The organism is Streptomyces sp. NPDC052107 (genome assembly GCF_040680215.1).
Classification (GTDB): Bacteria; Actinomycetota; Actinomycetes; order Streptomycetales; family Streptomycetaceae; genus Streptomyces.
In genome coordinates, this window is record NZ_JBFAWG010000011.1 from 205069 (window position 1) to 226993 (window position 21925).

A 21925-nucleotide genomic window follows, 5' to 3' on the forward strand; every position below is an offset into this window, starting at 1 on the left:
CCCGCCAGCGCCCTATCGAGGAGGAACGACAGCGTGACCTACGTCATCGCGCAGCCTTGTGTCGACGTCAAGGACAAGGCGTGCATCGAGGAGTGCCCGGTCGACTGCATCTACGAGGGCCAGCGGTCCTTGTACATCCACCCGGACGAATGCGTCGACTGTGGTGCCTGTGAGCCGGTCTGCCCGGTCGAGGCGATCTTCTACGAGGACGACACTCCGGAGGAGTGGAAGGACTACTACAAGGCGAACGTCGAGTTCTTCGACGAGCTCGGCTCTCCCGGCGGCGCCAGCAAGCTGGGGCTGATCGAGCGCGACCACCCCTTCATCGCCGCGCTGCCGCCGCAGGGCGAGTGACCGTCTGAGCGCCAAGCGGCCCGCACCGACCGCGGCGCCTCGGTCCCGTACGGCCCGATCGCCCAGATCGCGGCCGTACGGGACCGCGGCGTTTGCCGCACCGTACGAAAGAGAGCCTGATTCCCGTGTCCGCAGTCTCCGACCGGCTCCCCACCTTTCCCTGGGACAAGCTGGAGCCGTACAAGAAGACGGCCGCCGCGCACCCTGACGGGATCGTCGACCTCTCCGTGGGCACCCCGGTAGACCCGGTGCCCGAACTGATCCAGAAGGCCCTGATCGACGCGGCCGACTCACCGGGCTACCCGACCGTCTGGGGCACCCCGGCGCTGCGCGACGCGATCACCGGCTGGCTGGAGCGCCGCCTGGGCGCCCGCGGGGTCACCCACCGCCACGTCCTGCCGGTCGTCGGCTCCAAGGAACTGGTCGCCTGGCTGCCGACCCAGCTGGGCCTCGGCCCCGGCGACAAGGTGGCCCACCCGCGTCTCGCCTACCCCACCTACGAGGTCGGCGCCCGCCTCGCCCGTGCCGACTACGAGGTCTACGACGACCCGCGTGACCTGGACCCGGCGGGCCTGAAGCTCCTGTGGCTGAACTCCCCGTCGAACCCGACGGGCAAGGTGCTGTCGAAGCAGGAGCTGACGGACATCGTGGCCTGGGCCCGCGAGCACGGCGTGCTGCTGTTCTCCGACGAGTGCTACCTGGAACTGGGCTGGGAGGCCGACCCGGTCTCCGTCCTGCACCCGGACGTCAACGGCGGCTCCTACGACGGCATCGTGGCCGTCCACTCGCTCTCCAAGCGCTCCAATCTCGCCGGTTACCGTGCGGCCTTCATCGCCGGCGACCCGGCCGTCCTGGGCCCGCTGCTGGAGATCCGCAAGCACGGCGGCATGATGACCTCCGCACCGACCCAGGCGGCGGTCGTGGCGGCCCTCGGCGACGACGCCCACGTCCACGAGCAGCGGGAGCGCTACGCCGCCCGCCGCGACGCCCTCCGGGCGGCTCTGCTGGGCCACGGCTTCCGTATCGAACACAGCGAGGCCAGCCTCTACCTCTGGGCCACGAGGGACGAGTCCTGCTGGCAGACGGTCGCCCACCTGGCCGACCTGGGCATCCTCGTCGCCCCGGGCGACTTCTACGGCGAGGCGGGCGAGAAGTTCGTCCGAGTGGCCCTGACGGCAACGGACGAACGAGTCCGGGCAGCGGTGTCCCGCCTGACGGCGTAGATCCCACCGGACCGGACTACCGCTGCCGGACCGCCGGCGCATGCCCGCGCCCGCACCGCCGTACCGCCGTGGGTAGTCGTTCCGCAGGGCGGAACGGTGGGCACGGCCTGCAGTACCGGGCGCCGCCCGAACACCGCCCGGCCCCAGCCGACGTAGCGCACAAAGGCGAACGGGGCCCAGGGAACTCCCTGGACCCCGTCACCGGTCGAAGCGGCGCTCAGCCACCCAGCGGCAGCCCCCGCACCGGCAGGTTCGGCACCCCGCCCTTGGTCACGTTGGACGTGGCGCCCCCGAGGACGTTCCCGGCCGCCCCGGCGGTGTCACCCGCGGCCTTCTGCGCCACCGGCGTCGTCTTCTTCACGGCACCGTCCGTGGTCTTGCCCGCGGCCGGCACCGTCTGCTCGACCGCCTTGCCGCCCGCGTGGCCCGCGAGGGAGGTGACGTTCTGCGCGGCACCGTCGACGGTGTTGCCGGCGTGTGCCGTGTCCAGGGCGGTCAGGCCGCCCAGGTTCGGGGCCGCCGCCGGCAGGTTCGTGGCCGCACCGGCGGAGCCGGCCGCACCGACCCCGGCTGCCGCTCCCGCTGCGACGAGCAGCGCGGCACGGGCGATCCGGCGGGTCAGAGGGAGGGACATGATGCTCCATTCGACGGGAGAGAACGGTGTGTGTCCGGGTCCGTGTCGTGGCCCGGACGCCGTGACTACCGCTCGAAGCCCGCGAAGGTTGCGGACGCACCAGGTAAAGAATGGATAACGCATCGCATTATCAGGTGTGGATAAAAACGGGCAAAGAACGTCTGCCCGAAATTCCGCAGAATCCTTACCGCCCTTGATTTCCAAGGGATTCCGGAGACGGCACGCGTCCCCTCCGAACCGCCGCCCGAACCGGCGCCGTGCAACCCCCCGGAGTGATCCCCCGCACTACTGTCCGGTCACGATCCGGACGGCCTCCATGGACGCCCTGGCGCTGCCGGTCCCGTCCGAAGCGGCCGTCTGCCACTGCCCGCCGCCGCTCCCCGCGGCCCACTCCCGCCCCGCGTACGACACCCGCTCGATGTGCAGCGCCGAGGAGTTGGCCACGGCCCACTGCGCCAGCTGCCAGCCCCGCTGCCGCTCGCCGCGCCCGGTCGCGTCCACCTTCGTGCCCTGCGGCACCGGCACGGTCACGGTCCGCCCCTGCGCGGTCGCGGTCACGCTCGGCGAGGGAGAGGGCGAGGGCACGGGCGTACCGCCCACCTCCGCACCGGTCTCCTGCAGCGCGTCCCGCCCGAAGTCCCGTACCAGCGCGGCCCGCACCGCGTCCGGACCCGTCGCCGAGGCCGTGGTCTCCGGGCGCCCGTCACAGGTCAGCGTGGCCGCCGCACGCCCGGTCAGCGCCGCCGCCAGCAGCTTCGCGTCCGCCTCGTGCTTGGCGTACGCCTCCGGGTAGCCGCTGCGCTGGACCTCCTGGGCCGCCCTGGTCAGCGGCACATCGGTGTACTTGGGCACCTTGGCCAGGTGCGCGTAGAAGATGCCGGCCGCGTACGCCGGGTCCATGATCTGCTGCTCGGTGCCCCAGCCCTGCGAGGGCCGCTGCTGGAACAGGCCCAGCGAGTCCCGGTCGCCGTGCTCGACGTTGCGCAGTCCCGACTCCTGCAGGGCGGTCGCCAGCGCGATCGTCACGGCCCGCTCGGGCATCCCGCGTCCGGTGCCGACGGCCGCGATCGTCGCTGCGTTCACCGCCTGCTCCGGCGTGAACTCGTACGACGTCCGGTCTCCGTCGTCCGAGACCACCTTGCAGCCGCGCGCTCCGCCGCCTCCGGTGACGTACTGCACCACGAGGTACGCGGCGACGCCGCACAAAACCAACAGGGCCGCACTGAAACGGAAGAGGCGGCCGCGACGCTTGGGACGGGTGGGGGACGGCTCTGGCACGCGTACAAGGTACTGGAGGCCCGACGGGCCCTCACGTGGGGTTACCGGACAGCGCTTACCCCGGGCCCCGGCGGGCGGCGCGCTAGGGTCGACGCCATGGCCGACACCTCGCTTGACCTCACGCTCGACGCCGCCGCGCTCACCGCGCAGCTCGTGGACTTCCCCTCCGAGAGCGGCACCGAGAAGCCGCTCGCGGACGCGATCGAGACCGCGCTGCGCGCCCTGCCCCACCTGACGGTCGACCGCTACGGCAACAACGTGATCGCCCGCACGAACCTGGGCCGCGCCGAGCGCGTGATCCTGGCCGGCCACATCGACACGGTCCCGATCGCGGACAACGTGCCCTCACGCCTGGACGAGGACGGCGTGCTGTGGGGCTGCGGCACCTGCGACATGAAGGCGGGCGTCGCGGTGCAGCTGCGCATCGCGGCCGCGGTCCCCGCCCCCAACCGAGACCTCACGTTCGTCTTCTACGACAACGAGGAGGTCGCCGCCGAGCTCAACGGCCTCAGGCATGTGGCCATGGCCCACCCGGAGTGGCTGGAGGGCGACTTCGCGGTCCTGCTGGAGCCCTCCGACGGCGAGGTCGAGGGCGGCTGCCAGGGCACCCTGCGCATGCTGCTGAAGACCAAGGGCGAGCGGGCCCACTCGGCGCGCTCCTGGATGGGCTCCAACGCCATCCACGCCGCCGCTCCCATCCTGGCCCGCCTGGCCGCCTACGAGCCGCGCTACCCGGTCATCGACGGCCTGGAGTACCGCGAGGGCCTGAACGCGGTCGGCATCAGCGGCGGGGTCGCCGGCAACGTCATCCCCGACGAGTGCGTGGTGACGGTCAACTTCCGCTACGCCCCCGACCGCACCGAGGAGGAGGCGGTCGCGCACGTCCGCGAGGTGTTCGCGGACTGCGCAGTGGAGGAGTTCGTGGTCGACGACCACAGCGGCGGCGCGCTGCCCGGCCTGTCCCACCCGGCCGCCGCGGCCTTCATCGAGGCGGTGGGCGGCACCCCGCACCCCAAGTACGGCTGGACGGACGTCTCCCGTTTCTCCGCGCTCGGCATCCCGGCCGTCAACTACGGCCCCGGCAACCCGCACTTGGCCCACAAGCGCGACGAGCGGGTGGAGTCGGCGAAGATCCTGGCCGGCGAGGAACGCCTGCGCGCCTGGCTCACCGCGTAGGACGCCCGTACGGCGCACGCGTGCCGGACATACGCATGTCCCCCCTGCGTAACCGGCGTGGATCTACGCTGAGGTGGAACCACCCCCGAGCGGAGGGAGCGCACATGCCTACCGGCAACCCCGAGGGGAAGAAGATCCCGCCGGACGAGCAGCGTCTGGGACCGGTCCTTCGTCGACGAGGACAGGTGACGGCGAGCACGACGGACCAGCGTCTGCTGGACGCCGGCGGCCCCTCGGACTGGGTCCACACCGACCCCTGGCGCGTGCTGCGCATCCAGTCGGAGTTCATCGAGGGCTTCGGCACGCTGGCCGAACTCCCGCCTGCCATCAGCGTGTTCGGCTCAGCGCGTACGCCGGTGGACTCGCCGGAGTACGACGCCGGGGTGCGGCTCGGCCGGGGCCTGGTGGAGGCGGGCTGGGCCGTGATCACGGGCGGCGGGCCGGGCGCGATGGAGGCGGCCAACAGGGGAGCGTGCGAGGCGGGCGGCGTCTCGGTCGGCCTCGGCATCGAGCTGCCCTTCGAGCAGGGCCTGAATCCCTATGTCGACATCGGCCTGAACTTCCGCTACTTCTTCGTCCGCAAGATGATGTTCGTGAAGTACGCGCAGGGTTTCGTGGTCCTGCCCGGCGGCCTCGGCACCCTCGACGAACTCTTCGAGGCGCTGACCCTGGTCCAGACCCAGAAGGTCACCCGCTTCCCGATCGTCCTCTTCGGCAGCGAGTACTGGGGCGGCCTGGTCTCCTGGCTGAAGAGCACCCTGGTCGCCCAGGGCAAGGCCGCGGAGAAGGACCTGCTGCTGTTCCACGTCACGGACGAGGTGGACGAGGCGGTCGCCCTGGTCTCGAAGGAGGCGGGCCGCTAGCGCGGGGCCTCGGCCGGCGTCCACGGGCATTTGGCGTTACAGCTCACCCGGCCTTTGCCCACCCACCACCCGACTCGGCTGGCTGGAAGGCGCGACGATGGGTGTCGGTCGGCTGCGGGGCGGGGCGTTGGCCGGCCGGGAGGGAAAGCGAGCGGTACGCGTTCCCGGCACGACGGCCACCGAGCCGTTCGGTCGGCCCCAGCTCCGGCTCCACTCACCGCCACGTCCCACCCCCTGCTGAGCCCACTGCCTTCGTCCCTGCCGACCGGGACGGGTGGGTGTGGTGGCCAGACGGGGCCGGGGGGCGGAGTCCCCTGGTTGGTCAGGCCAGGCCCCGGCGAGCCACCGCGGGGACCCGGTGTCCGGCGATGGATGCCACCATGTCCAGGACCTGCCGGGTCTCGGCCACCTCGTGGACCCGGTACACCTGCGCGCCGAGCCACGCGGACACCGCGGTCGTCGCCAACGTACCGATCAACCGTCCCTTCACCGGCCGGTCCAGCGTCTCCCCGACGAAGTCCTTGTTGGACAGCGACACCAGCACCGGCCACCCCGTGGCGACCATCTCGTCCAGCCGCCGCGTCGCCTCCAGACTGTGCCGCGTGTTCTTCCCGAAGTCGTGGCCGGGATCGATCAGCACCGACTCACGCGGCACCCCGAGCGACACCGCCCGCTCGGCCAGACCCACCGTGACGTCGAGGATGTCGGCCATCACGTCGTCGAACGTCACCCGGTGCGGACGCGTACGCGGCTGCACGCCACCCGCGTGCGTGCACACCAGCCCCACCTCGTACCGCGCGGCGACCTCCGCGAGCCCCGGGTCGACGCCACCCCACGCGTCGTTCAGCAGATCCGCCCCCGCCTCGCACACCGCCTCGCCGACCTCGGCCCGCCAGGTGTCCACGCTGATGATCACATCCGGGAAGCGCCGCCGTACCTCCGCCACGAAGCCGACCGTCCGCCGCGCCTCCTCCTCGGCCGTGACCTCCTCGCCCGGCCCGGCCTTCACCCCGCCGATGTCGATGATCGCGGCACCCTCGGCCACCGCCTGCTCCACGCGCGCGAGGGCCGGCTCGTCGCGGAACGTGGCTCCTTGGTCGTAGAAGGAGTCCGGAGTCCGGTTCACGATCGCCATGATCACCGGCTCATGGGGCCCGAATTCCCGCCTGCCCAGCCTGAGCATCCGCTGTGACCTCTCCTAGTACGTTCCGCAGTACAGCCGCCTGTGACCCTAACTGTCACACTCGCATGGCACGATCGGACCCTGAGAGATTCGACGGAGCCGTTCGACGTCCGGCAGAGAGTGTGGGGACCATGGCGATGGTGATGTTCTTGTTCCTGGTCGTCGCGCTGGTCGTCGTGGTCGCCGCGGTGACACTCGGCGTGGTGGGCGGCGGCGGGAGCGGCCCGCTGCCCGAGGTGGCACCGGAGCGGCTGCAGGACCCGCTGCCCCCGGACCGCCCGGTGAACCGCGCCGACGTGGACAGCCTGCGCTTCGCGGTCGCCCCGCGCGGCTACCGCATGGCGGACGTCGACGACGCCCTCGGCCGGCTCGGCGCCGAACTCGCCGAGCGGGACGCCCGTATCGCCGACCTGGAGTCGGCGCTGGCCGGCGCCAGAGCCGCGGCGGCACACGTCCGCATGGAGAAGCCCGATCACCCGGAGGACCGGCGATGAGCGACGGCGCCGCCCTCGCCGGGCCCGACGGTGCCCTGCGCTGTCCCTGGGCCCTGTCCACCGAGGACTATGTGTCGTACCACGACGAGGAGTGGGGCCGCCCGGTGCACGGCGACGACGCCCTCTTCGAGCGGATCAGCCTGGAGGCCTTCCAGTCGGGCCTGTCCTGGATCACGATCCTGCGCCGCCGCGAGGGTTTCCGCGCGGCTTTCTCCGGCTTCCGCATCGAGAAGGTCGCCGCGTTCACCGACGAGGACCGCGAGCGCCTGCTGGCGGACGAGGGGATCATCCGCAACCGCGCCAAGGTCGACGCCACGCTCGCCAACGCGCGCGTGCTCGCCGACTGGGCGGAAGGCGAGCTGGACGAGCTGATCTGGTCCCACGCCCCAGACCCGGCCGGCCGCCCCGCCCCGAGGACCCTCTCCGACGTCCCGGCCGTGACCCCGCAGTCCACGGCCCTGTCCAAGACGCTGAAGAAACGGGGCCTCAGGTTCGTCGGCCCGACGACGGCGTACGCGTTGATGCAGGCATGCGGCCTCGTCGACGACCACCTGGAGGCGTGTGTGGCGAGAGGAGCGGGTGCCTGACCGCCATGGCGCAGACCCTGGCCGACATACTGGAGGCGGCGGCGCAGGACCGCTTCCCGGCGCCCGACGGCGGTACGACCGTGGTGCCGCAGCCGAGCCGCCGCGACGCCGGAGTGATCGCTTTCACCGCGCACTCCGTGGTGTTCACCGACGAGGACCCGCAGTGGGTGCGCAGTACGCTCGCGTCCCTCGACTGCGACGAGCTGGCGGCGGCGATGAACCCCCGCTTCCTGGCCGCGTTCCTGGCCCGCACGGGCCGTACGACGGACTGCGTCGATCTGCTCACCGTGGCGAGCTCCCTGCCCGGCGGTCCCCCGGTGGCCCTGCGGGAAGTCACCGACCCGGACCATCCGCGCGTGCACAGCGCCCGTAAGCGCCGGGACGACGTGCGGGTCTGGGCGACGGACGGGGGAGTGGTCGTCCTCGGGCGGGGTGTGGCGGGCCGCTGGGAGACGGCCGTCGAGGTGGACGAGGACGTACGGCACCGGGGGCTGGGCCGGGCCCTGGCCACGGCCGCCCGGCACCTCGTGCCCCCGGGCCACTGGGTCTGGTCGCAACAGGCCGCCGGCAACGCCCGCAGCGTCCGCGCCTTCCAGGCGGCGGGCTACCGCCCGGTGGGTGCGGAGGCCCTCCTGATCGCACGCTAGACCACCCGCCTGGCCGGCGGCGCGGATGCCCTTCTCATCGCGCGTCAGGGCCCCCGGTCCGCCGCCCGCCGCGGGTCCGCCGTCACTGCAACCGTGCGCCGCCGTCCGGTTTGTGGTCGCTGCCGCTGGCCGCCCTGTTCGACCGCCTGGCCGGCGCGGTGGCCCTGTGCATCGCGTGTCAGGGCCGTCCGGTCGCCGTCGGCGCCCGCTCCTGTCCGGTCCGCCGTCGCTGCCGCCGGTATGCCGCTGTCGGCCTGCTGTCGTCCGGTCCGCACCGCCCGCCGTTCGGCCCGTCGGCAGCCGGCAGGCCGGGTTCGAAGACGTCATGGCGCCGCCGGTCCTGCGGCGCCGCCCCGAACGCGGGGGCGAGCCGGCCACCGGTCACTGTGGCGCCGGGTCCACCGGCCCGGATACCGCCTCAACGGCCCAGGTACTTCGGCTTCTCCTTGTTCACGAACGCCTGCACGGCGATCGCGTGGTCCTCGGACCGGCCGGCGCGGGTCTGCAGCTCGTCCTCCTTCTCCAGGGTCTCGGTGAGGGAGTGCGAGAGGCCGTAGGACACCGCCTCCTTGATGGCCGCGTACGCCACCGTCGGGCCCTCGGCCAGCGCCCGTGCCGTCTTCTCGGCCTCGGCGCGCAGTTCGGCCGCGGGGACGACCCGGTTGGCGATGCCCAGCTCCAGCGCGTCCTCGGCGCTGATGCTGCGCGGGAAGAGCAGCAGGTCGGCGGCTCGGCCCGGGCCGATCACCCGGGGCAGGGTCCAGGAGATCCCTGAGTCGGCGGTCAGGGCGACGCCCGCGAAGGAGGTGTTGAAGGCGGCCGTGTCGGCGACGACCCGGTAGTCCGCGGCGAGCGCGAAGCCGAAGCCGGCCCCGGCCGCGATGCCGTTCACCGCGGCGACCACCGGCTTGGGCGCCCCGGCGAGGGCCCGCACGATCGGGTTGTAGTGCTCCTTGACCGTGCTCATCGTCTGCCCGGACCCGGTCTCACGGTCCGCCGCGAGCAGCCCGATGTGCTCCTTGAGGTCCTGGCCGACGCAGAACGCCCGGTCCCCGGCCGCGGTCAGCAGGATCGCCCGTACGGCCGCGTCCCCGGCCGCGGATTCCGCCGCCTCCCGAAGGGCGACCTTGGTCGCGATGTTCAGCGCGTTCATCGCCTCGGGGCGGTTCAGCGTGATCGTCGCGAGTCCGTCGCTGACCTCGTAGAGCACGGTGTCGGCCATGGCGCATCCCTCCGGTTCGCGGGTGACGTACCGCTCAGTACGTCCTGGTATGAAGCACAGCATGACGGAGATCGCCGCCCAAGGGCCGGACCGGACATGTGACCTGCATCAAAGAAAACCGGAGCGGAGTCGGCCGGTGGGCGTCCGTGCGGCGGTGCAGTATCGCAGTCACATCGCCGAATTGGGTGGTTTTGCTCGCGCGCGTTGCCCAAGCGATGCCGACTGATGTTGGTCATCGGGTCCTGCGATGCGGGATAATGGCTGGGAAGCAATGTGTTCGATGCCGGTGTCGCGTGTCCGTTTCGGGAACCGCGGATGCCCTCCCAGGGCTCTCGGCAGACGATGAGCTGGTTTCAGGAAGGGGAACGAGCATGGCGGCCATGAAGCCGCGGACGGGCGATGGCCCGCTCGAGGTGACCAAGGAGGGGCGGGGCATCGTCATGCGCGTTCCGCTCGAAGGCGGCGGTCGACTCGTCGTCGAGCTGACCCCTGACGAGGCCGAGGCGCTCGGCGACGCCCTCAAGAAGGTCGTCGTCTGACGTCCCAGCGATCCTGTCCTTCGGACTGCCCCGGCATCGTACGCAGTGCCGGGGCAGGCGCGTGTCCGCCCCGCCCTGCGGCAGGCCGCCTCACCGCTTGACGGCGCACAGCAGGCCGTCGCCCACCGGCAGGAGCGACGGGACCAGTTCCTGGCTCTCGCGCACCGCGCGCAGCAACTCCCGAAGCCGCAGCACCTCCGTGGGCTGCGGTCCGGAGTCCACCGTACGGCCGTTGGCGAAGACGCCCTCGAACACCACCAGTCCGCCCGGCCGCAGCAGGCGCAACGATTCGGCGAGGTAGTCCAGGTACTCCAGCCGGTCGCCGTCGCAGAAGACGAGGTCGTAGCCGGCGTCCGCGAGCCGGGGCAGCACGTCGAGGGCGCGGCCGGGGATGAAGCGGGCCCGGTTGCTGGCGAAGCCGCAGGCGCGGAAGGCCTGCCGGGCGAACTGCTGGTGGTCCGGCTCCGGGTCGACCGTGGTGAGCACCCCGTCCGGGCGCATGCCGTGCAGCAGATGGATTCCGGACACCCCGCAGCCCGTGCCGATCTCCGCGACCGCCTTCGCGTCCACGGAGGCGGCGAGCAGTCGCAGCGCGGCGCCGGCGCCGGGCGACACCGAGCGCAGCCCTGCCTCGCGGGCCCGGTCGCGGGCCCACCGCAGCGCGTCGTCCTCGGCGACAAAGGCGTCGGCGAACGCCCAGCTCGTCTGCCGGTTGCCGGTAATGACCCTCTCCTGTCCCCGTGGTTGCCTGGGCGTGACTGTATCCGTTGGTGCCGGGAACCCGCAGATGGGACCGGGCGTTTAAAGGGTTGAGACGGTGGCCGGGACGCGACGGGGGGTAAGACGGGGGTGCAGGACGTGGATCAGGACGCCGAGCAACTGCTGACGCAGCCGTATGAGCCGTATCAGCCCAGATCAAATTCTCGTAAAACCGCTTATGGGGAGCTAACGGGCGAGGTGGCTATGGTAGGGGCTCCACTGGACACCACCAGAGCTGACAGGGGAGGTGCGGCTGCGCCCGGAGACCGGGGTGGAGTGCTGCGGCGCTTCCTCGGGTCGGCGGGTAGGCCGAAATCCGTGACCGACACCGCTGCTGACCACCACGCCGGTTTCGCCGCAGGCGAGGCCCAGACCGCGACCTTCTCCACCGACGCGGACGGGCAGGCATGGACTCCGCCCACGTGGGAGGAGATCGTCGGCACGCACAGCGGCCGGGTCTACCGGCTGGCCTACCGTCTGACGGGCAATCAGCACGACGCCGAGGACCTCACCCAGGAGGTCTTCGTCCGCGTCTTCCGCTCCTTGTCGACGTACTCGCCGGGCACCTTCGAGGGCTGGCTGCACCGCATCACCACCAACCTGTTCCTGGACATGGTCCGGCGCAAGCAGCGCATCCGCTTCGACGCCCTCGGCGAGGACGCGGCCGAGCGCCTGGCCAGCCGCGAGCCCACCCCGCAGCAGCTCTTCAACGACGCGCACTTCGATGCCGACGTCCAGCAGGCCCTGGACACCCTCGCGCCCGAGTTCCGCGCCGCCGTCGTCCTGTGCGACATCGAGGGACTGTCGTACGAGGAGATCGCCGCGACCCTCGGCGTGAAGCTCGGCACCGTCCGCTCCCGTATCCACCGTGGCCGCTCCCAGCTCCGCAAGGCCCTCGCGCACCGGTCCCCGGAGGCCCGCGCGGCCGAGCGGCGCTCCTTCATGGCCCGTGTCCCCGCTCTGGGGGGAGGAGGCGCGACCGCGTGAGTGGATCCCGGCCCAAACCTGCGGAGGCACACCTCGCAGAGCAGCACCTTGGAGACCGGCTCTCCGCCCTGGTGGACGGAGAGCTCGGTCATGAGTCGCGTGAGCGGGTCCTCGCCCACCTGGCCACCTGTGCCCGGTGCAAGGCGGAGGCGGACGCCCAGCGCCGGCTGAAGAACGTGTTCGCGGAGGCGGCCCCGCCGCCTCCCTCGGCGAGCCTCCTGGCCCGCCTCCAGGGCCTGCCCGGAGGAGGTGACCCGGACGGCGACGGCATGTCGCCGCCGGGGGGAGGACTTTTCGACCGCGGCCCGGGTGACGACGAGACCACCGGGCCGGCGGGATCCTCCGGCGTCTTCGGTGGCTTCGGAGTGAGGCGCGGCGAGCGCTTCGCGTTCGGATACGTCCCCGCCCGCCCGCACGGCCCCGTGCATCCGGACAGCCCGGTCCCGGCCGCCGAGGAGCGCGGCTTCCGCATCCATCCCGTCGGCCGCCCGGACGACGGCCGCTCCGCCTCGCGCGGTCTGCGGTTCGCGTTCGCCGCCGCCGGGGCGGTGTCGCTGGCCGCGGTCGCCCTCGGTGGTGTGACCACCGCCGTCCCCGGTGACACCACCACGGACCCCCGCGGCGGCTCAGGCACCGGCAGCAATGTGATCCCGGCGCGCTCGGCGGGCACCGGCGGGGGCTCAGGGTCGGCCACGCCCGACACCCAGCGCCGCCGCTCGGTGGGACCGCTGCTCGCCCAGGGCGGTACCCAGTTCGGAACGACGCCGGCCGTCCCGACCTCGATGGCCGCGCCGCTGGTACCCGGACTGCCGACCACCGGCACCGGCAGGACCCAGGGCGACGAAGCCGTGCGCGGCCTGGCTGCGCCGGTGATGGCCGGTGCGGCCGCGGTCTCCCCACTGATACGTCCGCTCGACGACACCGTGGTCTACCCGCTCACCGCCTGGTCCAGGTTTCCCGGAGTGACCGGCTCCGGCCTGCAGTCCGCCCCCCTCCCCGCTCCCACACCGTCTCCCTCCACACCCCGCCAAACCCCCTGACCGGCCCCTGCGCCACGGCCCGCGAACCTGGTTGAATCTGTGCGGACCGTTCCCGCGGCGATGACCCGGGGGCGCAGTCGACGTTCCGCGCCCGCACGCTTCGGCGGCGGCCGCGTCCAGCCGTGGGGAGAGCATGAACGAGGGGAACCGTGTCCCACCGGAGGACGACCCGGAGGGAACGGCGGGGGCGCCACCGGCCACCCGAGCCGGCGCCGAGCAGCCTGAGGACGCCGCGGAGCGGGAGAGACCGGCCGACATGCCGATGGGGCTTGAGTCGACCGACTTCGAGTTGGCACGCCCGGAGACTGCGGCAAAGTCCATGCGGATCTCCGAGGGGGAGCAGGCGGGGGCGGTGGACGCCGGGGCGGACAATGCCGAGGCCGTGGTCGACGGAGACTTCGAGCTGGCCAAGCCGGTGTCGGGCGCGACGAGCGGTGCCCGGGTGGATGGGGTTACCGCGGACGGCGTGACGCCCGAGCCCGGGGACAGCACCTGGGAGGCCCTCACCGAGCGGCCCAAGCCATTGCACGACCCGGATCCCTACAGCACCCCGCCGTACGGCGAGCCGGGCCCCTGGGCGCCCGCACCGCCCGTACAGCACCCGGCGGTCACCGCGGCCCACGGAACGCCCGTACCCGCCCCCACGGCCCCACCGACGGCACCCCTGAGCGCGGCCGCCCCCGGCGCTCCCACGCCCGTACCCGGCCCGTCTGCACCGGTAGCCGGTGTACCCGCGCCCGCGCCCGCGCCCACACCCGCACCCGTGCCGGGGCCGCACACCCCGGCACCCGCCGTATCCGCACCCGCGCCAGGGCCGCACAGCCCCGCAGCCGGCGTACCCGTGTCCGGCGGCACCACCCCCATCCCGGCCCCCGGGGCGCCCACACCCGGCGCTCCGGACTCCGGAGCACCTGCCCCCGGCATCCCAGCCGCTGGCGTTCCCGCCCCTGGCGCTCCAACCGCCGGCGTTGCTGCCCCCGGCGCTCACGCCCCTGCCGCCTTGGCCCCCGGCGTTCCCGCTCCCGGCTCTCCAGCTGCTGGCGTTCCCGCCCCCTGCGCTCCGGCCCCTGCGGCCGCCGCCCCCGGCGGCGCCACCCCCGCAGGCCCCCCGCTCCCGCCCCCCTCAGCGGCGGAATCGGATCGGCGTTATGACCCCTGGGCCGCTGGGTCGCCCAAGGAGCAGGTGTTCGGGCAGGGGGCGTTGCAGCAGACCGGTGCCGGGGTGCTCACGGAGGGGCAGCGGAAGCGGCGGGGGAGGCGGCTGTTGGTTGTGTGGACCCTCGCGATCGCCCTTGTCGCCGCGGGTATCGGCGGGGTGGCCGGTGCCTGGGTGGAGCGGGAGGGGCTCGGGGACGACGTACATCTGCCGCAGGCCGGGCACGTGCCCGTCGGGCGGGCGCCGGACAGCGTGGCCGGGATAGCCGCCCGCGCGCTGCCCAGTGTCGTCACCCTGCACGTCACCGGGACCGAGCAGAGCGACACCGGCACCGGCTTCGTGCTCGACACCCGGGGGCACATCCTCACCAACAACCACGTCGTCGCGCCCGCCGGATCCGGCGGCGAGATATCCGTGACGTTCAGTAGCGGCGACACCGTCAAGGCCAAGGTGGTCGGCCGCGACAGCGGCTACGACCTCGCCGTCGTCCAGGTCCATGGCGTGCACGGACTCACGCCGTTGCCGCTCGGCAACTCCGACGACGTCCGGGTCGGTGACCCCGTCGTCGCCATCGGCGCCCCCTTCGATCTCGCGGGCACCGTCACCTCCGGCATCATCAGCGCCAAGGAGCGGCCCATCACGGCCGGCGGGGAGAAGGGCGACGGGAGCGATGTCTCGTACGTCGACGCGTTGCAGACCGACGCCCCCATCAACCCGGGCAACTCCGGGGGGCCGCTGCTCGACTCGCGGGCCCAGGTCATCGGCGTCAACTCCGCCATCCGTTCCGCCGACGGCGGCTCCGACTCGGACAGCGAACAGGCCGGCTCCATCGGTCTCGGCTTCGCCATCCCCGTGAACCAGGCCAAGCGCGTCGCCGAGGAACTGATCAACGACGGCCACGCCACCCACCCGGTGATCGGCGTCACGCTCAATATGGCGTACACCGGCGACGGCGCCCGCATCGACGGCAAGAGCGCGAACGGCGGCCCAGCCGTGACCCGGGGCGGCCCCGGTGAACGGGCCGGTCTCAAGGCGGGCGACGTCATCACCGAGGTCGACGGGCAGCGCGTGCACACGGCCGAGGAGCTGATCGTCAAGATCCGCGCCCACCAGCCCGGTGACCAGTTGCGGCTGACGGTCCGGCGCGACGGCACGGACCGGGAGGTCCCGCTCCGACTGGGCGCGGCAGAGCAGAACTGACACAAGTCTCACCTCGGGACGGTACCGGTCGGACAGGTACGCCGGGTACCGTTGAGCGACCGAGGACATCGCAAGGAGCGTCAGGTGTTCAATGACATAGGACCGCTGGAGCTGGTGACGATCATCGTGCTCGCCGTGCTCGTCTTCGGTCCGGACAAGCTCCCGAAGGTCATCCAGGACGTCACGCGCACGGTCCGGAAGATCCGCGAGTTCTCGGAGAGCGCCAAGCAGGACATCCGCGAGGAGCTGGGCCCGGAGTTCAAGGACTTCGAGTTCGAGGACCTCAACCCGAAGACGTTCATCCGCAAGCAGCTGGACAACGACGAGCTGGGCCTGAAGGAGATCCGCAACGGGTTCGACCTGAAGACGGAGATGGCCGAGGTCACGGACGCCGTCCACGGGCGGGAGAGCGAAGCGTCCTCGTCCTCCTCGTCGTCTGCGTCTTCCTCGGGTTCGGCCTCCTCCGGGCGTATCGACATGACCAAGAAGCCGGAGGAGCCCGGCAAGGATGAGCGGCCGCCCTTCGACGCGGACGCCACCTAGTCGCACGTCCCCGCGCCGACACGCGCACGCGGGCGCATGCCGCGCACGTGACGCGTTTCATAACACGCACCCGTCGCACACGGCCTGATCAGGTCGTTCGCACGACCCACGCGTCCAGCGCCTGCCCTGAGGCTCTCACCGGTGTGGATATGCTGCCGAGTTGTTGTGCGGACCGGCGAGTACGCCCGAAGGGGGGCGGGCCATCCCGGTCCGACGAGAGCGAGGAGGCGTCCGGGCAGATGGAGACGACGAGTCGGGTGGGCGCGCAGGCGCCGGCCGCGGAGGATGGACAGCAGCTCCCCTTCGCCCGGCGTACGGTCGACGGTTATCTGCAGGCGCCCTTCCCGTGGTACGGCCTCGACGAGGCGTTCACCGGGCCGCGCTGGCTGATGCAGGTCGGTATGGCGGCCGACGGTGCCGTCGAGCACGGATCGATCGGGCACGGCGACGAGCCCTCCGTACGGGGCGAGGCCGGCTCCGCCGGTGAGCCGCGGGAGAAGTTCGCGGTGGTCGTCACCGTCGCCGCGCAGCCGCCCCGCAGGAGCGCCGACGGTACGGGACTGCTGGAGGCCACGTCGGTGTCCTCGGCGGCGTGGCTGGCCGGGGTGGGGCTGCTGTCGTTCACCTGGCCCGGGCAGATGGACCACAGTCTGCGGGACGACTGGCTGGACCAGCAGACGGAGACGGCGTGGGCTTTGGCCGACGATCTTGAGGGGCCGGAGTGGAGTCGGCTATCTCTTCCGGTGGACGGGGTTGCGGCCTCTTTCTATTACCGGGAGTCGGAGTTCGGGTGGGTGCTCGCCGGTACTACTGAGGCTGGGGTGCACTTGGGTGCGTATGGCCGGGGGATGAGTGCGTATGGGCTCGGATTCGCCGTGGTGAAGGACGTTTCCGCTTACGCGTGACAAAGGGGCGTCGGTTGTTTTCGGCGCCCCTTCGCCGTAGGGCTCATTGATGTCCGGCGGGTGCGGTTGCGTTGTGGTGCTCGCGCAGTTCCCTGCGCCCCTGGGTAAGTCCCCTCGCCCTGTACCGAAAAGTTCTTAGAACTTGTTCCTCTGGTAAAGCAGCAGCACCGACCTTCCGAGCCATCCGGGGCCGTGCTCGGGCCGGCGCCGAGCAGGACCGACGCGTGGCGGGCACTTCAATGGAAAACGGTAATGGAGGCGACTCCATAGCAGGACGGCACTCGTTTGGTCCGCAGGGTGTTGCGCCTTTGCGGCAGTCGGCGGACACGTGGCGCTCGCTTGGAGCGATGCAGTGCCGCGGAGAACCAGTAGTGAGCGCCGTTACTGCGATTGTCGTATTGGCTTCATTTGTAGGGCTTTGTGGCTTCAACATGGCCGGCGCGGCCGGACGGCACCCGGGCAGTACCGGGCACCTGTGCAGTCGGTCGCCTGCATAGCTGGACCCGCCTCTCCTAAAGACGCCTCAACATGGTCGATAGGGCGTTGATCGCATCGTTGAGATTCCCGTCCTGCGAGTCAGCGCGAGTGACGAACACCTGCATCAGGAACTGCCCTTGGCGGGCTGTGAGATATGTGTAGTAGTTGTTCATGGCCTTGCCGGTTTGATCCGCGACCTGACGCCCTTCCTCAACCGCCATGTCGTCAAGACCCTTCAATGTTGGAACGGCGACCTCGTGAACGCCTTCCCACCGTGTCTTACTCATAGTGTCGGTCTGTTTCGGGCACCGCTGGCCATCCTGTCGGGTTCGGGCGGCGTCCGCCTGAGCGAAGGCGGGCGAGCTGTAAACGGTGACCGAAGAGTAGGCATATACGGTCCGGTCCGATGTCTTCACGTTTCGCCGCACTTCCGCAAGGGCACTGGCAAGCGGCGCCTGCACGTTTTTGCAACCGCTATCGAGGAAATACGTATTCAAATCATCGTTTTCGTAAGGGTCGTCTTGCACAAAACCAGAACCCCAGTCCGGGGGCGTCAGCGCGACACGCTTCGCGGATTGCAGAGCCGCGGAGGACGAGCTGACGCGCGGCGCTTTCTCGCCTTTGCCGCCGCGGAGAACAACGGCAAGCACCACAGTGACCGCGACGACGGCGACGGCAACGGCAAGACCGACGACCACGCGAGGCGTGCGCCGCCATGGGCGTCGCGGAGGTGGAGCAGAACCCGGGGTCCCGTAGGTGGGACCAGGTGGAGGGCCGCTCGGCGGTTTAGGGCTCCCGCTTCCCCTACGCCAAGGCGCAGCCGAGGTATCCCGCGGTTGCCCAGGCCGATCACCCGACTGGTTGGGACGTTCGTTCATCGGCACCGTCCTGCTTCACGCGCGAGCTGGACGCCCCTTCGGCCACCCATCAGGGACGGCGGAATGCGATCGCGCGATATCGGATCATGAGCCCAGCGTCACCCACAGAGCATCCCCCCGCACGTAGGAGACGGCTGTCGGTGCGGCCCGATACCGTGCGAGGCGCTGCCCCGACCCATGCTGCGGGCGCCCCGGGGTGGCGTCTGAGGGACGAAGAAGTCATGACGGCAAACTCTGACGGCAACGTCAGCGCACTGGAGCGACCATGGGCGACGCCCAGGGCACTGACTGGGCCCGGCCATGGCCCTGGCACGCAGGCGGGCCGCTCAGTTGGTCGAACTTGTAAAGCGGCGGTCAGCGCGGTTGCTGTAGAGCAGGGAAGGGCAGCGACCACTGCAACCACTCACGACTACCAGCGGCCTCAAATGACCGTGTGACGTGCCCAGCAAACCCCAGTGGCCACCGTGCCCACAGTTCGCATCGAGGGGCACGCCGCGACACCCCCGCTCGGGCCGTCCATGGGCCGTGCGGGGTCGCTCAACGACAACCAACGCTGACAAACGTCGACGGCTCCGCCGCTGGTCAGAAGGTTGACCAATGACGGAGCCGCAGACCACAGGCTGGCGATTTCAGAACTTGTTCTTCGGGGTGATCCCCAGCGACAGGCCCGAAAGACCCCGCTGGCGCCCTCCCAGCTTGCCGGCGATCGCCTTGAGCGCGCTGCCCGCGGGGGAGTCCGGGTCGGTCAGGACCACCGGCTTGCCCTCGTCGCCGCCCTCGCGGAGGCGGACGTCGATCGGGATGTTGCCGAGGACCGGGACTGTCGTACCCGTGGTGCGGGTGAGGCCGTCGGCGACCATCTGGCCGCCGCCCGTGCCGAAGACGTCGACCATCTCGCCGCAGTGCGGGCAGGGCAAACCGGACATGTTCTCGACCACGCCGACGATCTTCTGGTGGGTCTGGACCGCGATGGAGCCCGCGCGCTCGGCGACCTCGGCCGCCGCCTGCTGGGGCGTGGTGACAACCAGGATCTCGGCGTTCGGGATCAGCTGGGCGACCGAGATGGCGATGTCGCCGGTGCCGGGCGGCAGGTCCAGGAGCAGGACGTCCAGGTCGCCCCAGTACACGTCCGCCAGGAACTGCTGGAGCGCCCTGTGCAGCATCGGGCCGCGCCACACGACCGGGGCGTTGCCCGGGGTGAACATGCCGATGGAGATGACCTTCACGCCGTTCGCCGACGGCGGCATGATCATGTTCTCGACCTGGGTGGGACGGCCGTCCGCGCCCAGCATGCGCGGCACGCTGTGGCCGTAGATGTCGGCGTCGACGACGCCCACCTTGAGGCCGTCGGCGGCCATGGCGGCCGCCAGGTTCACCGTCACCGAGGACTTGCCGACGCCGCCCTTGCCGGAGGCGACCGCGTAGACGCGGGTGAGGCTGCCGGGCTTGGCGAAGGGGACCTCGCGCTCGGCCTGGCCGCCGCGCAGGGCCGTCGCCAGCTCCTTGCGCTGCTCGTCGCTCATCACGTCGAGCGTGACGTCGACGCGGGTGACGCCCTCGACCCGGGAGACCGCCTCGGTGACGCGCTGGGTGATCGTCTCGCGCATGGGGCAGCCGGAGACCGTCAGGTACACGGTGACCGCGACCGCGCCGTCCTCCCCGATATCCACCGATTTGACCATCCCCAGTTCGGTGATGGGTCGGTTGATCTCGGGGTCGTTCACTGTCGCCAGTGCCTCGCGCACCGCGTCTTCCGTAGCCATAAGCACGATGGTACGGCGCGCCGAGGGCCGTCCGGGATGCCCCTCAGCGGTCGTCTGTGTCACGTCCCGGAGGCCGATCCGACCGTTCCGCCGGGAATACGACATGCCCGGGGTGCCCGTCGTGTCGTCGCCTGTCCTCCAGTTCCTTGACCAGGTCCTGCAGTTCCGAGCGGATCCAGTCGCGGGTCGCGACTTCGCCGAGGCCCAGGCGCAGCGCGGCGATCTCCCGGGTCAGGTACTCGGTGTCGGCGATGGACCGCTCGTTCTGCTTGCGGTCCTGCTCCAGGTTGACCCGGTCGCGGTCGTCCTGCCTGTTCTGTGCGAGGAGGATCAGCGGGGCCGCGTAGGAGGCCTGCAGGGACAGCGCCAGGGTCAGGAAGATGAAGGGGTATTCGTCGAAGCGCAGCTGGTGGGGCGCGGCGATGTTCCACAGCACCCACAGGATGATGACGGCCGTCATCCAGACGATGAAGCGTCCCGTGCCCAGGAAGCGGGCGATCCGCTCCGACAGCCGGCCGAAGGCCTCCGGGTCCCACTCGGGCAGCAACCGGCGGCGCGGCGGGCGGGGCTGGTCCAGCCGGGGCGCACGGGGCCGGGTGGCGGCCGTGGCGCCCGACGGGGTGCGCTCGCGGGTCGCGGTGTCACGCTCAGGAGCCATAGGTACCCACCCCCTCGTTCTCGTCGTTCAGGTGGAACTCGGTCTCCCGCCAGTCCTCGGGCAGCATGTGGTCGAGTACGTCGTCCACGGTGACCGCGCCGAGCAGGGACCCGGACTCGTCCACGACGGGCGCGGCGACCATGTCGTACGTGGCGAAGAACCCGGCGATGACGCGCAGCGCCGCATCCGGGTCGAGCGGCTGCAGGTCGGTGTCGACGATGGAGCTGACCAGGTTGTAGGGCGGCTCGCGCAGCAGCCGCTGGAAGTGGACCGTGCCCAGGTACTTGCCGGTCGGGGTCTCGTCCGGCGGGCGGCAGACGTAGACCTGGGCGGCGAGAGACGGGGAGAGGTCGGGGTTGCGGACCCGGGCGAGCGCGTCGGCGACGGTGGCGTCCGGGCGCAGCACGATCGGCTCGGTGGTCATCAGACCGCCGGCGGTGTGCTCCTCGTACGACATCAGCCGGCGCACGTCGGCCGCGTCGCTCGGCTGCATCAGGCTCAGCAGCCGCTCCTTGTCCGCCTCGGGCAGCTCGCCGAGCAGGTCGGCCGCGTCGTCGGGGTCCATGGCCTCCAGGACGTCCGCCGCGCGTTCCTCCTTCAGCTTGCCGAGGATCTCGATCTGGTCGTCCTCCGGGAGTTCTTCGAGTACGTCGGCCAGGCGGTCGTCGTCGAGCGCGGCGGCGACCTCGGCGCGCCGCTTGGGGGACAGGTGGTGCAGGACGTTGGCGAGGTCGGCGGGGCGCAGCTGCTCGAAGGTGGCGAGCAGGCTCTCGGCGCCCTGTCCGTGCTCCTCCAGAGAGAAGCCGGTGACGGCCGACCACTCGACGGTCAGCGTCTCGCCCTTGGCCCGCCGGAAGGCGCTCGCCTTCTTGCCCTTGCGGACGAAGACGCGGTCGACCTCCCAGTCGCGGCGGGCCGGCAGCTGCTGCACGGACAGGTCGAGGACGGTGACCTCCTCGCGGGTCTCCACCAGCGTCACCCGCCGGTCCAGCAGCTCGCCGAAGACCAGCCGCTCGGTGGGCCGCTGCTCGAAGCGCCGGACGTTCATCACGCCGGTGGTGATGACCTGCCCGGACTCGACGCCGGTGATCCGGGTCATGGGCAGGAAGATACGGCGCCGGGTGGTCAGTTCGACGACCAGCCCGAGCAGCCGTGGGGGCCTGCGGCCCACGCGCAGCATCACGACCAGGTCGCGCACGCGGCCCACTTGGTCGCCGTTCGGGTCGAAGACGGGGACCCCGGCGAGGTGCGAGACGAAGATCCGGGGGGCGCCGGCTGCCATGGCTCTGTTTCCTCTGCTGACGTGGCCTGGGAATCGCCCTTTACTGGGCCGTTCCGCTTTCTTTGTGAATTGCTCGG

Annotated in this window: 23 protein-coding genes; 14 read left to right on the forward strand and 9 right to left on the reverse strand. The window is 71.3% G+C overall.

Annotated elements, in window-relative coordinates:
- Window positions 1-33: 33 nt before the first annotated feature.
- Window positions 34-354, forward strand: coding sequence for a ferredoxin (gene fdxA, locus AB0M27_RS15615; RefSeq protein ID WP_018561461.1), 321 nt, complete (start codon window positions 34-36; stop codon window positions 352-354).
- Between the two features lie 125 nt (window positions 355-479).
- The gene (locus AB0M27_RS15620) at window positions 480-1577 is read left to right on the forward strand and encodes a bifunctional succinyldiaminopimelate transaminase/glutamate-prephenate aminotransferase (RefSeq protein ID WP_365721873.1); all 1098 of its coding nucleotides are present in this window, start codon (window positions 480-482) and stop codon (window positions 1575-1577) included.
- Between the two features lie 217 nt (window positions 1578-1794).
- On the opposite strand, the gene AB0M27_RS15625 is transcribed toward AB0M27_RS15620, so the two are convergent.
- Both AB0M27_RS15625 and AB0M27_RS15630 read right to left on the reverse strand, forming a co-directional pair.
- A complete protein-coding gene (locus tag AB0M27_RS15625) occupies window positions 1795-2211 on the reverse strand; it encodes an ATP-binding protein (RefSeq protein WP_365721875.1) in 417 nt (138 codons plus the stop codon).
- Between the two features lie 285 nt (window positions 2212-2496).
- Complete coding sequence (locus tag AB0M27_RS15630) at window positions 2497-3489, reverse strand: heavy metal transporter (RefSeq protein ID WP_365721877.1); 993 nt, start codon at window positions 3487-3489, stop codon at window positions 2497-2499.
- 96 nt (window positions 3490-3585) lie between these two features.
- Between AB0M27_RS15630 and dapE the strand changes: the two genes are divergently transcribed.
- Both dapE and AB0M27_RS15640 read left to right on the forward strand, forming a co-directional pair.
- On the forward strand, window positions 3586-4665 hold the full coding sequence (dapE, locus tag AB0M27_RS15635; RefSeq protein WP_365721879.1) for a succinyl-diaminopimelate desuccinylase: 1080 nt from the start codon (window positions 3586-3588) through the stop codon (window positions 4663-4665).
- 104 nt (window positions 4666-4769) lie between these two features.
- Complete coding sequence (locus tag AB0M27_RS15640; protein WP_365721881.1) at window positions 4770-5528, forward strand: TIGR00730 family Rossman fold protein; 759 nt, start codon at window positions 4770-4772, stop codon at window positions 5526-5528.
- Window positions 5529-5850: 322 nt separating this feature from the next.
- On the opposite strand, the gene folP is transcribed toward AB0M27_RS15640, so the two are convergent.
- Complete coding sequence (folP, locus tag AB0M27_RS15645) at window positions 5851-6711, reverse strand: dihydropteroate synthase (protein ID WP_365721883.1); 861 nt, start codon at window positions 6709-6711, stop codon at window positions 5851-5853.
- A gap of 137 nt (window positions 6712-6848) precedes the next feature.
- On the opposite strand from folP, the gene AB0M27_RS15650 reads away from it, so the two are divergent.
- Genes AB0M27_RS15650 through AB0M27_RS15660 form a run of 3 tightly spaced genes read left to right on the forward strand, consistent with a single transcriptional unit; the run spans window position 6849 to window position 8439 of the window.
- Window positions 6849-7205 carry a DivIVA domain-containing protein gene (locus AB0M27_RS15650; protein WP_365721885.1) on the forward strand — a complete coding sequence of 119 codons (357 nt, stop codon included), beginning with the start codon at window positions 6849-6851 and terminating at the stop codon, window positions 7203-7205.
- Complete coding sequence (locus AB0M27_RS15655) at window positions 7202-7792, forward strand: DNA-3-methyladenine glycosylase I (RefSeq protein ID WP_365721887.1); 591 nt, start codon at window positions 7202-7204, stop codon at window positions 7790-7792. The genes AB0M27_RS15650 and AB0M27_RS15655 overlap by 4 nt, the downstream gene beginning before the upstream one ends.
- 5 nt (window positions 7793-7797) lie before the next feature.
- Window positions 7798-8439, forward strand: coding sequence for a GNAT family N-acetyltransferase (locus AB0M27_RS15660; protein WP_365721889.1), 642 nt, complete (start codon window positions 7798-7800; stop codon window positions 8437-8439).
- A 418-nt stretch (window positions 8440-8857) separates the two neighbouring features.
- Here the strand turns inward: AB0M27_RS15660 and AB0M27_RS15665 are convergent, their stop codons facing one another.
- Complete coding sequence (locus AB0M27_RS15665; protein WP_365721891.1) at window positions 8858-9661, reverse strand: enoyl-CoA hydratase-related protein; 804 nt, start codon at window positions 9659-9661, stop codon at window positions 8858-8860.
- Window positions 9662-9722: 61 nt separating this feature from the next.
- Here AB0M27_RS15665 and AB0M27_RS15670 point away from each other — a divergent pair, with 61 nt between their 5' ends.
- Window positions 9723-9887: a hypothetical protein gene (locus AB0M27_RS15670; protein WP_365721893.1), complete on the forward strand. Its 165-nt coding sequence runs from the start codon at window positions 9723-9725 to the stop codon at window positions 9885-9887.
- Between the two features lie 145 nt (window positions 9888-10032).
- On the forward strand, window positions 10033-10200 hold the full coding sequence (locus tag AB0M27_RS15675; RefSeq protein WP_018544333.1) for a DUF3117 domain-containing protein: 168 nt from the start codon (window positions 10033-10035) through the stop codon (window positions 10198-10200).
- A gap of 90 nt (window positions 10201-10290) precedes the next feature.
- Here the strand turns inward: AB0M27_RS15675 and AB0M27_RS15680 are convergent, their stop codons facing one another.
- Window positions 10291-10989 (reverse strand): O-methyltransferase, encoded by a 699-nt coding sequence (locus tag AB0M27_RS15680; protein WP_365721952.1) that lies wholly within the window; start codon window positions 10987-10989, stop codon window positions 10291-10293.
- Between the two features lie 246 nt (window positions 10990-11235).
- On the opposite strand from AB0M27_RS15680, the gene sigE reads away from it, so the two are divergent.
- From sigE to AB0M27_RS15705, 5 genes are all read left to right on the forward strand, one after another.
- Window positions 11236-11946 carry an RNA polymerase sigma factor SigE gene (gene sigE, locus AB0M27_RS15685; protein ID WP_365721895.1) on the forward strand — a complete coding sequence of 237 codons (711 nt, stop codon included), beginning with the start codon at window positions 11236-11238 and terminating at the stop codon, window positions 11944-11946.
- Entirely contained in the window at window positions 11943-12986 is a 1044-nt protein-coding gene (locus AB0M27_RS15690; RefSeq protein ID WP_365721897.1) for a zf-HC2 domain-containing protein, read from the forward strand. Before sigE ends, AB0M27_RS15690 begins: the two co-directional genes overlap by 4 nt.
- 466 nt (window positions 12987-13452) lie before the next feature.
- The gene (locus AB0M27_RS15695) at window positions 13453-15342 is read left to right on the forward strand and encodes a trypsin-like peptidase domain-containing protein (RefSeq protein WP_365721954.1); all 1890 of its coding nucleotides are present in this window, start codon (window positions 13453-13455) and stop codon (window positions 15340-15342) included.
- Between the two features lie 84 nt (window positions 15343-15426).
- Complete coding sequence (locus AB0M27_RS15700; RefSeq protein WP_365721899.1) at window positions 15427-15885, forward strand: sec-independent translocase; 459 nt, start codon at window positions 15427-15429, stop codon at window positions 15883-15885.
- A gap of 239 nt (window positions 15886-16124) precedes the next feature.
- On the forward strand, window positions 16125-16790 hold the full coding sequence (locus tag AB0M27_RS15705; protein ID WP_365721901.1) for a hypothetical protein: 666 nt from the start codon (window positions 16125-16127) through the stop codon (window positions 16788-16790).
- Between the two features lie 512 nt (window positions 16791-17302).
- On the opposite strand, the gene AB0M27_RS15710 is transcribed toward AB0M27_RS15705, so the two are convergent.
- The 4 genes from AB0M27_RS15710 to AB0M27_RS15725 form a co-directional block, all read right to left on the reverse strand.
- Window positions 17303-17965, reverse strand: coding sequence for a hypothetical protein (locus tag AB0M27_RS15710; protein WP_365721903.1), 663 nt, complete (start codon window positions 17963-17965; stop codon window positions 17303-17305).
- A gap of 809 nt (window positions 17966-18774) precedes the next feature.
- A complete protein-coding gene (locus tag AB0M27_RS15715) occupies window positions 18775-19908 on the reverse strand; it encodes an Mrp/NBP35 family ATP-binding protein (RefSeq protein ID WP_365721905.1) in 1134 nt (377 codons plus the stop codon).
- A gap of 43 nt (window positions 19909-19951) precedes the next feature.
- Window positions 19952-20566: a DUF1003 domain-containing protein gene (locus AB0M27_RS15720; RefSeq protein ID WP_365721907.1), complete on the reverse strand. Its 615-nt coding sequence runs from the start codon at window positions 20564-20566 to the stop codon at window positions 19952-19954.
- Window positions 20556-21848 carry a CBS domain-containing protein gene (locus tag AB0M27_RS15725; protein ID WP_365721909.1) on the reverse strand — a complete coding sequence of 431 codons (1293 nt, stop codon included), beginning with the start codon at window positions 21846-21848 and terminating at the stop codon, window positions 20556-20558. Before AB0M27_RS15725 ends, AB0M27_RS15720 begins: the two co-directional genes overlap by 11 nt.
- Window positions 21849-21925: the final 77 nt, after the last annotated feature.

Excerpts from the sequence above, each read along its gene's own strand:
- AB0M27_RS15625 (WP_365721875.1), bottom strand. The coding sequence starts at position 2,211 with ATGTCCCTCCCTCTGACCCGCCGGATCGCCCGTGCCGCGCTGCTCGTC.
- dapE (WP_365721879.1), top strand. The coding sequence starts at position 3,586 with ATGGCCGACACCTCGCTTGACCTCACGCTCGACGCCGCCGCGCTCACC.
- AB0M27_RS15640 (WP_365721881.1), top strand. The coding sequence starts at position 4,770 with ATGCCTACCGGCAACCCCGAGGGGAAGAAGATCCCGCCGGACGAGCAG.
- folP (WP_365721883.1), bottom strand. The coding sequence starts at position 6,711 with ATGCTCAGGCTGGGCAGGCGGGAATTCGGGCCCCATGAGCCGGTGATC.
- AB0M27_RS15650 (WP_365721885.1), top strand. The coding sequence starts at position 6,849 with ATGGTGATGTTCTTGTTCCTGGTCGTCGCGCTGGTCGTCGTGGTCGCC.
- AB0M27_RS15655 (WP_365721887.1), top strand. The coding sequence starts at position 7,202 with ATGAGCGACGGCGCCGCCCTCGCCGGGCCCGACGGTGCCCTGCGCTGT.
- AB0M27_RS15660 (WP_365721889.1), top strand. The coding sequence starts at position 7,798 with ATGGCGCAGACCCTGGCCGACATACTGGAGGCGGCGGCGCAGGACCGC.
- AB0M27_RS15665 (WP_365721891.1), bottom strand. The coding sequence starts at position 9,661 with ATGGCCGACACCGTGCTCTACGAGGTCAGCGACGGACTCGCGACGATC.
- AB0M27_RS15670 (WP_365721893.1), top strand. The coding sequence starts at position 9,723 with ATGACGGAGATCGCCGCCCAAGGGCCGGACCGGACATGTGACCTGCAT.
- AB0M27_RS15675 (WP_018544333.1), top strand. The coding sequence starts at position 10,033 with ATGGCGGCCATGAAGCCGCGGACGGGCGATGGCCCGCTCGAGGTGACC.
- AB0M27_RS15705 (WP_365721901.1), top strand. The coding sequence starts at position 16,125 with ATGGAGACGACGAGTCGGGTGGGCGCGCAGGCGCCGGCCGCGGAGGAT.
- AB0M27_RS15715 (WP_365721905.1), bottom strand. The coding sequence starts at position 19,908 with ATGGCTACGGAAGACGCGGTGCGCGAGGCACTGGCGACAGTGAACGAC.
- AB0M27_RS15720 (WP_365721907.1), bottom strand. The coding sequence starts at position 20,566 with ATGGCTCCTGAGCGTGACACCGCGACCCGCGAGCGCACCCCGTCGGGC.
- AB0M27_RS15725 (WP_365721909.1), bottom strand. The coding sequence starts at position 21,848 with ATGGCAGCCGGCGCCCCCCGGATCTTCGTCTCGCACCTCGCCGGGGTC.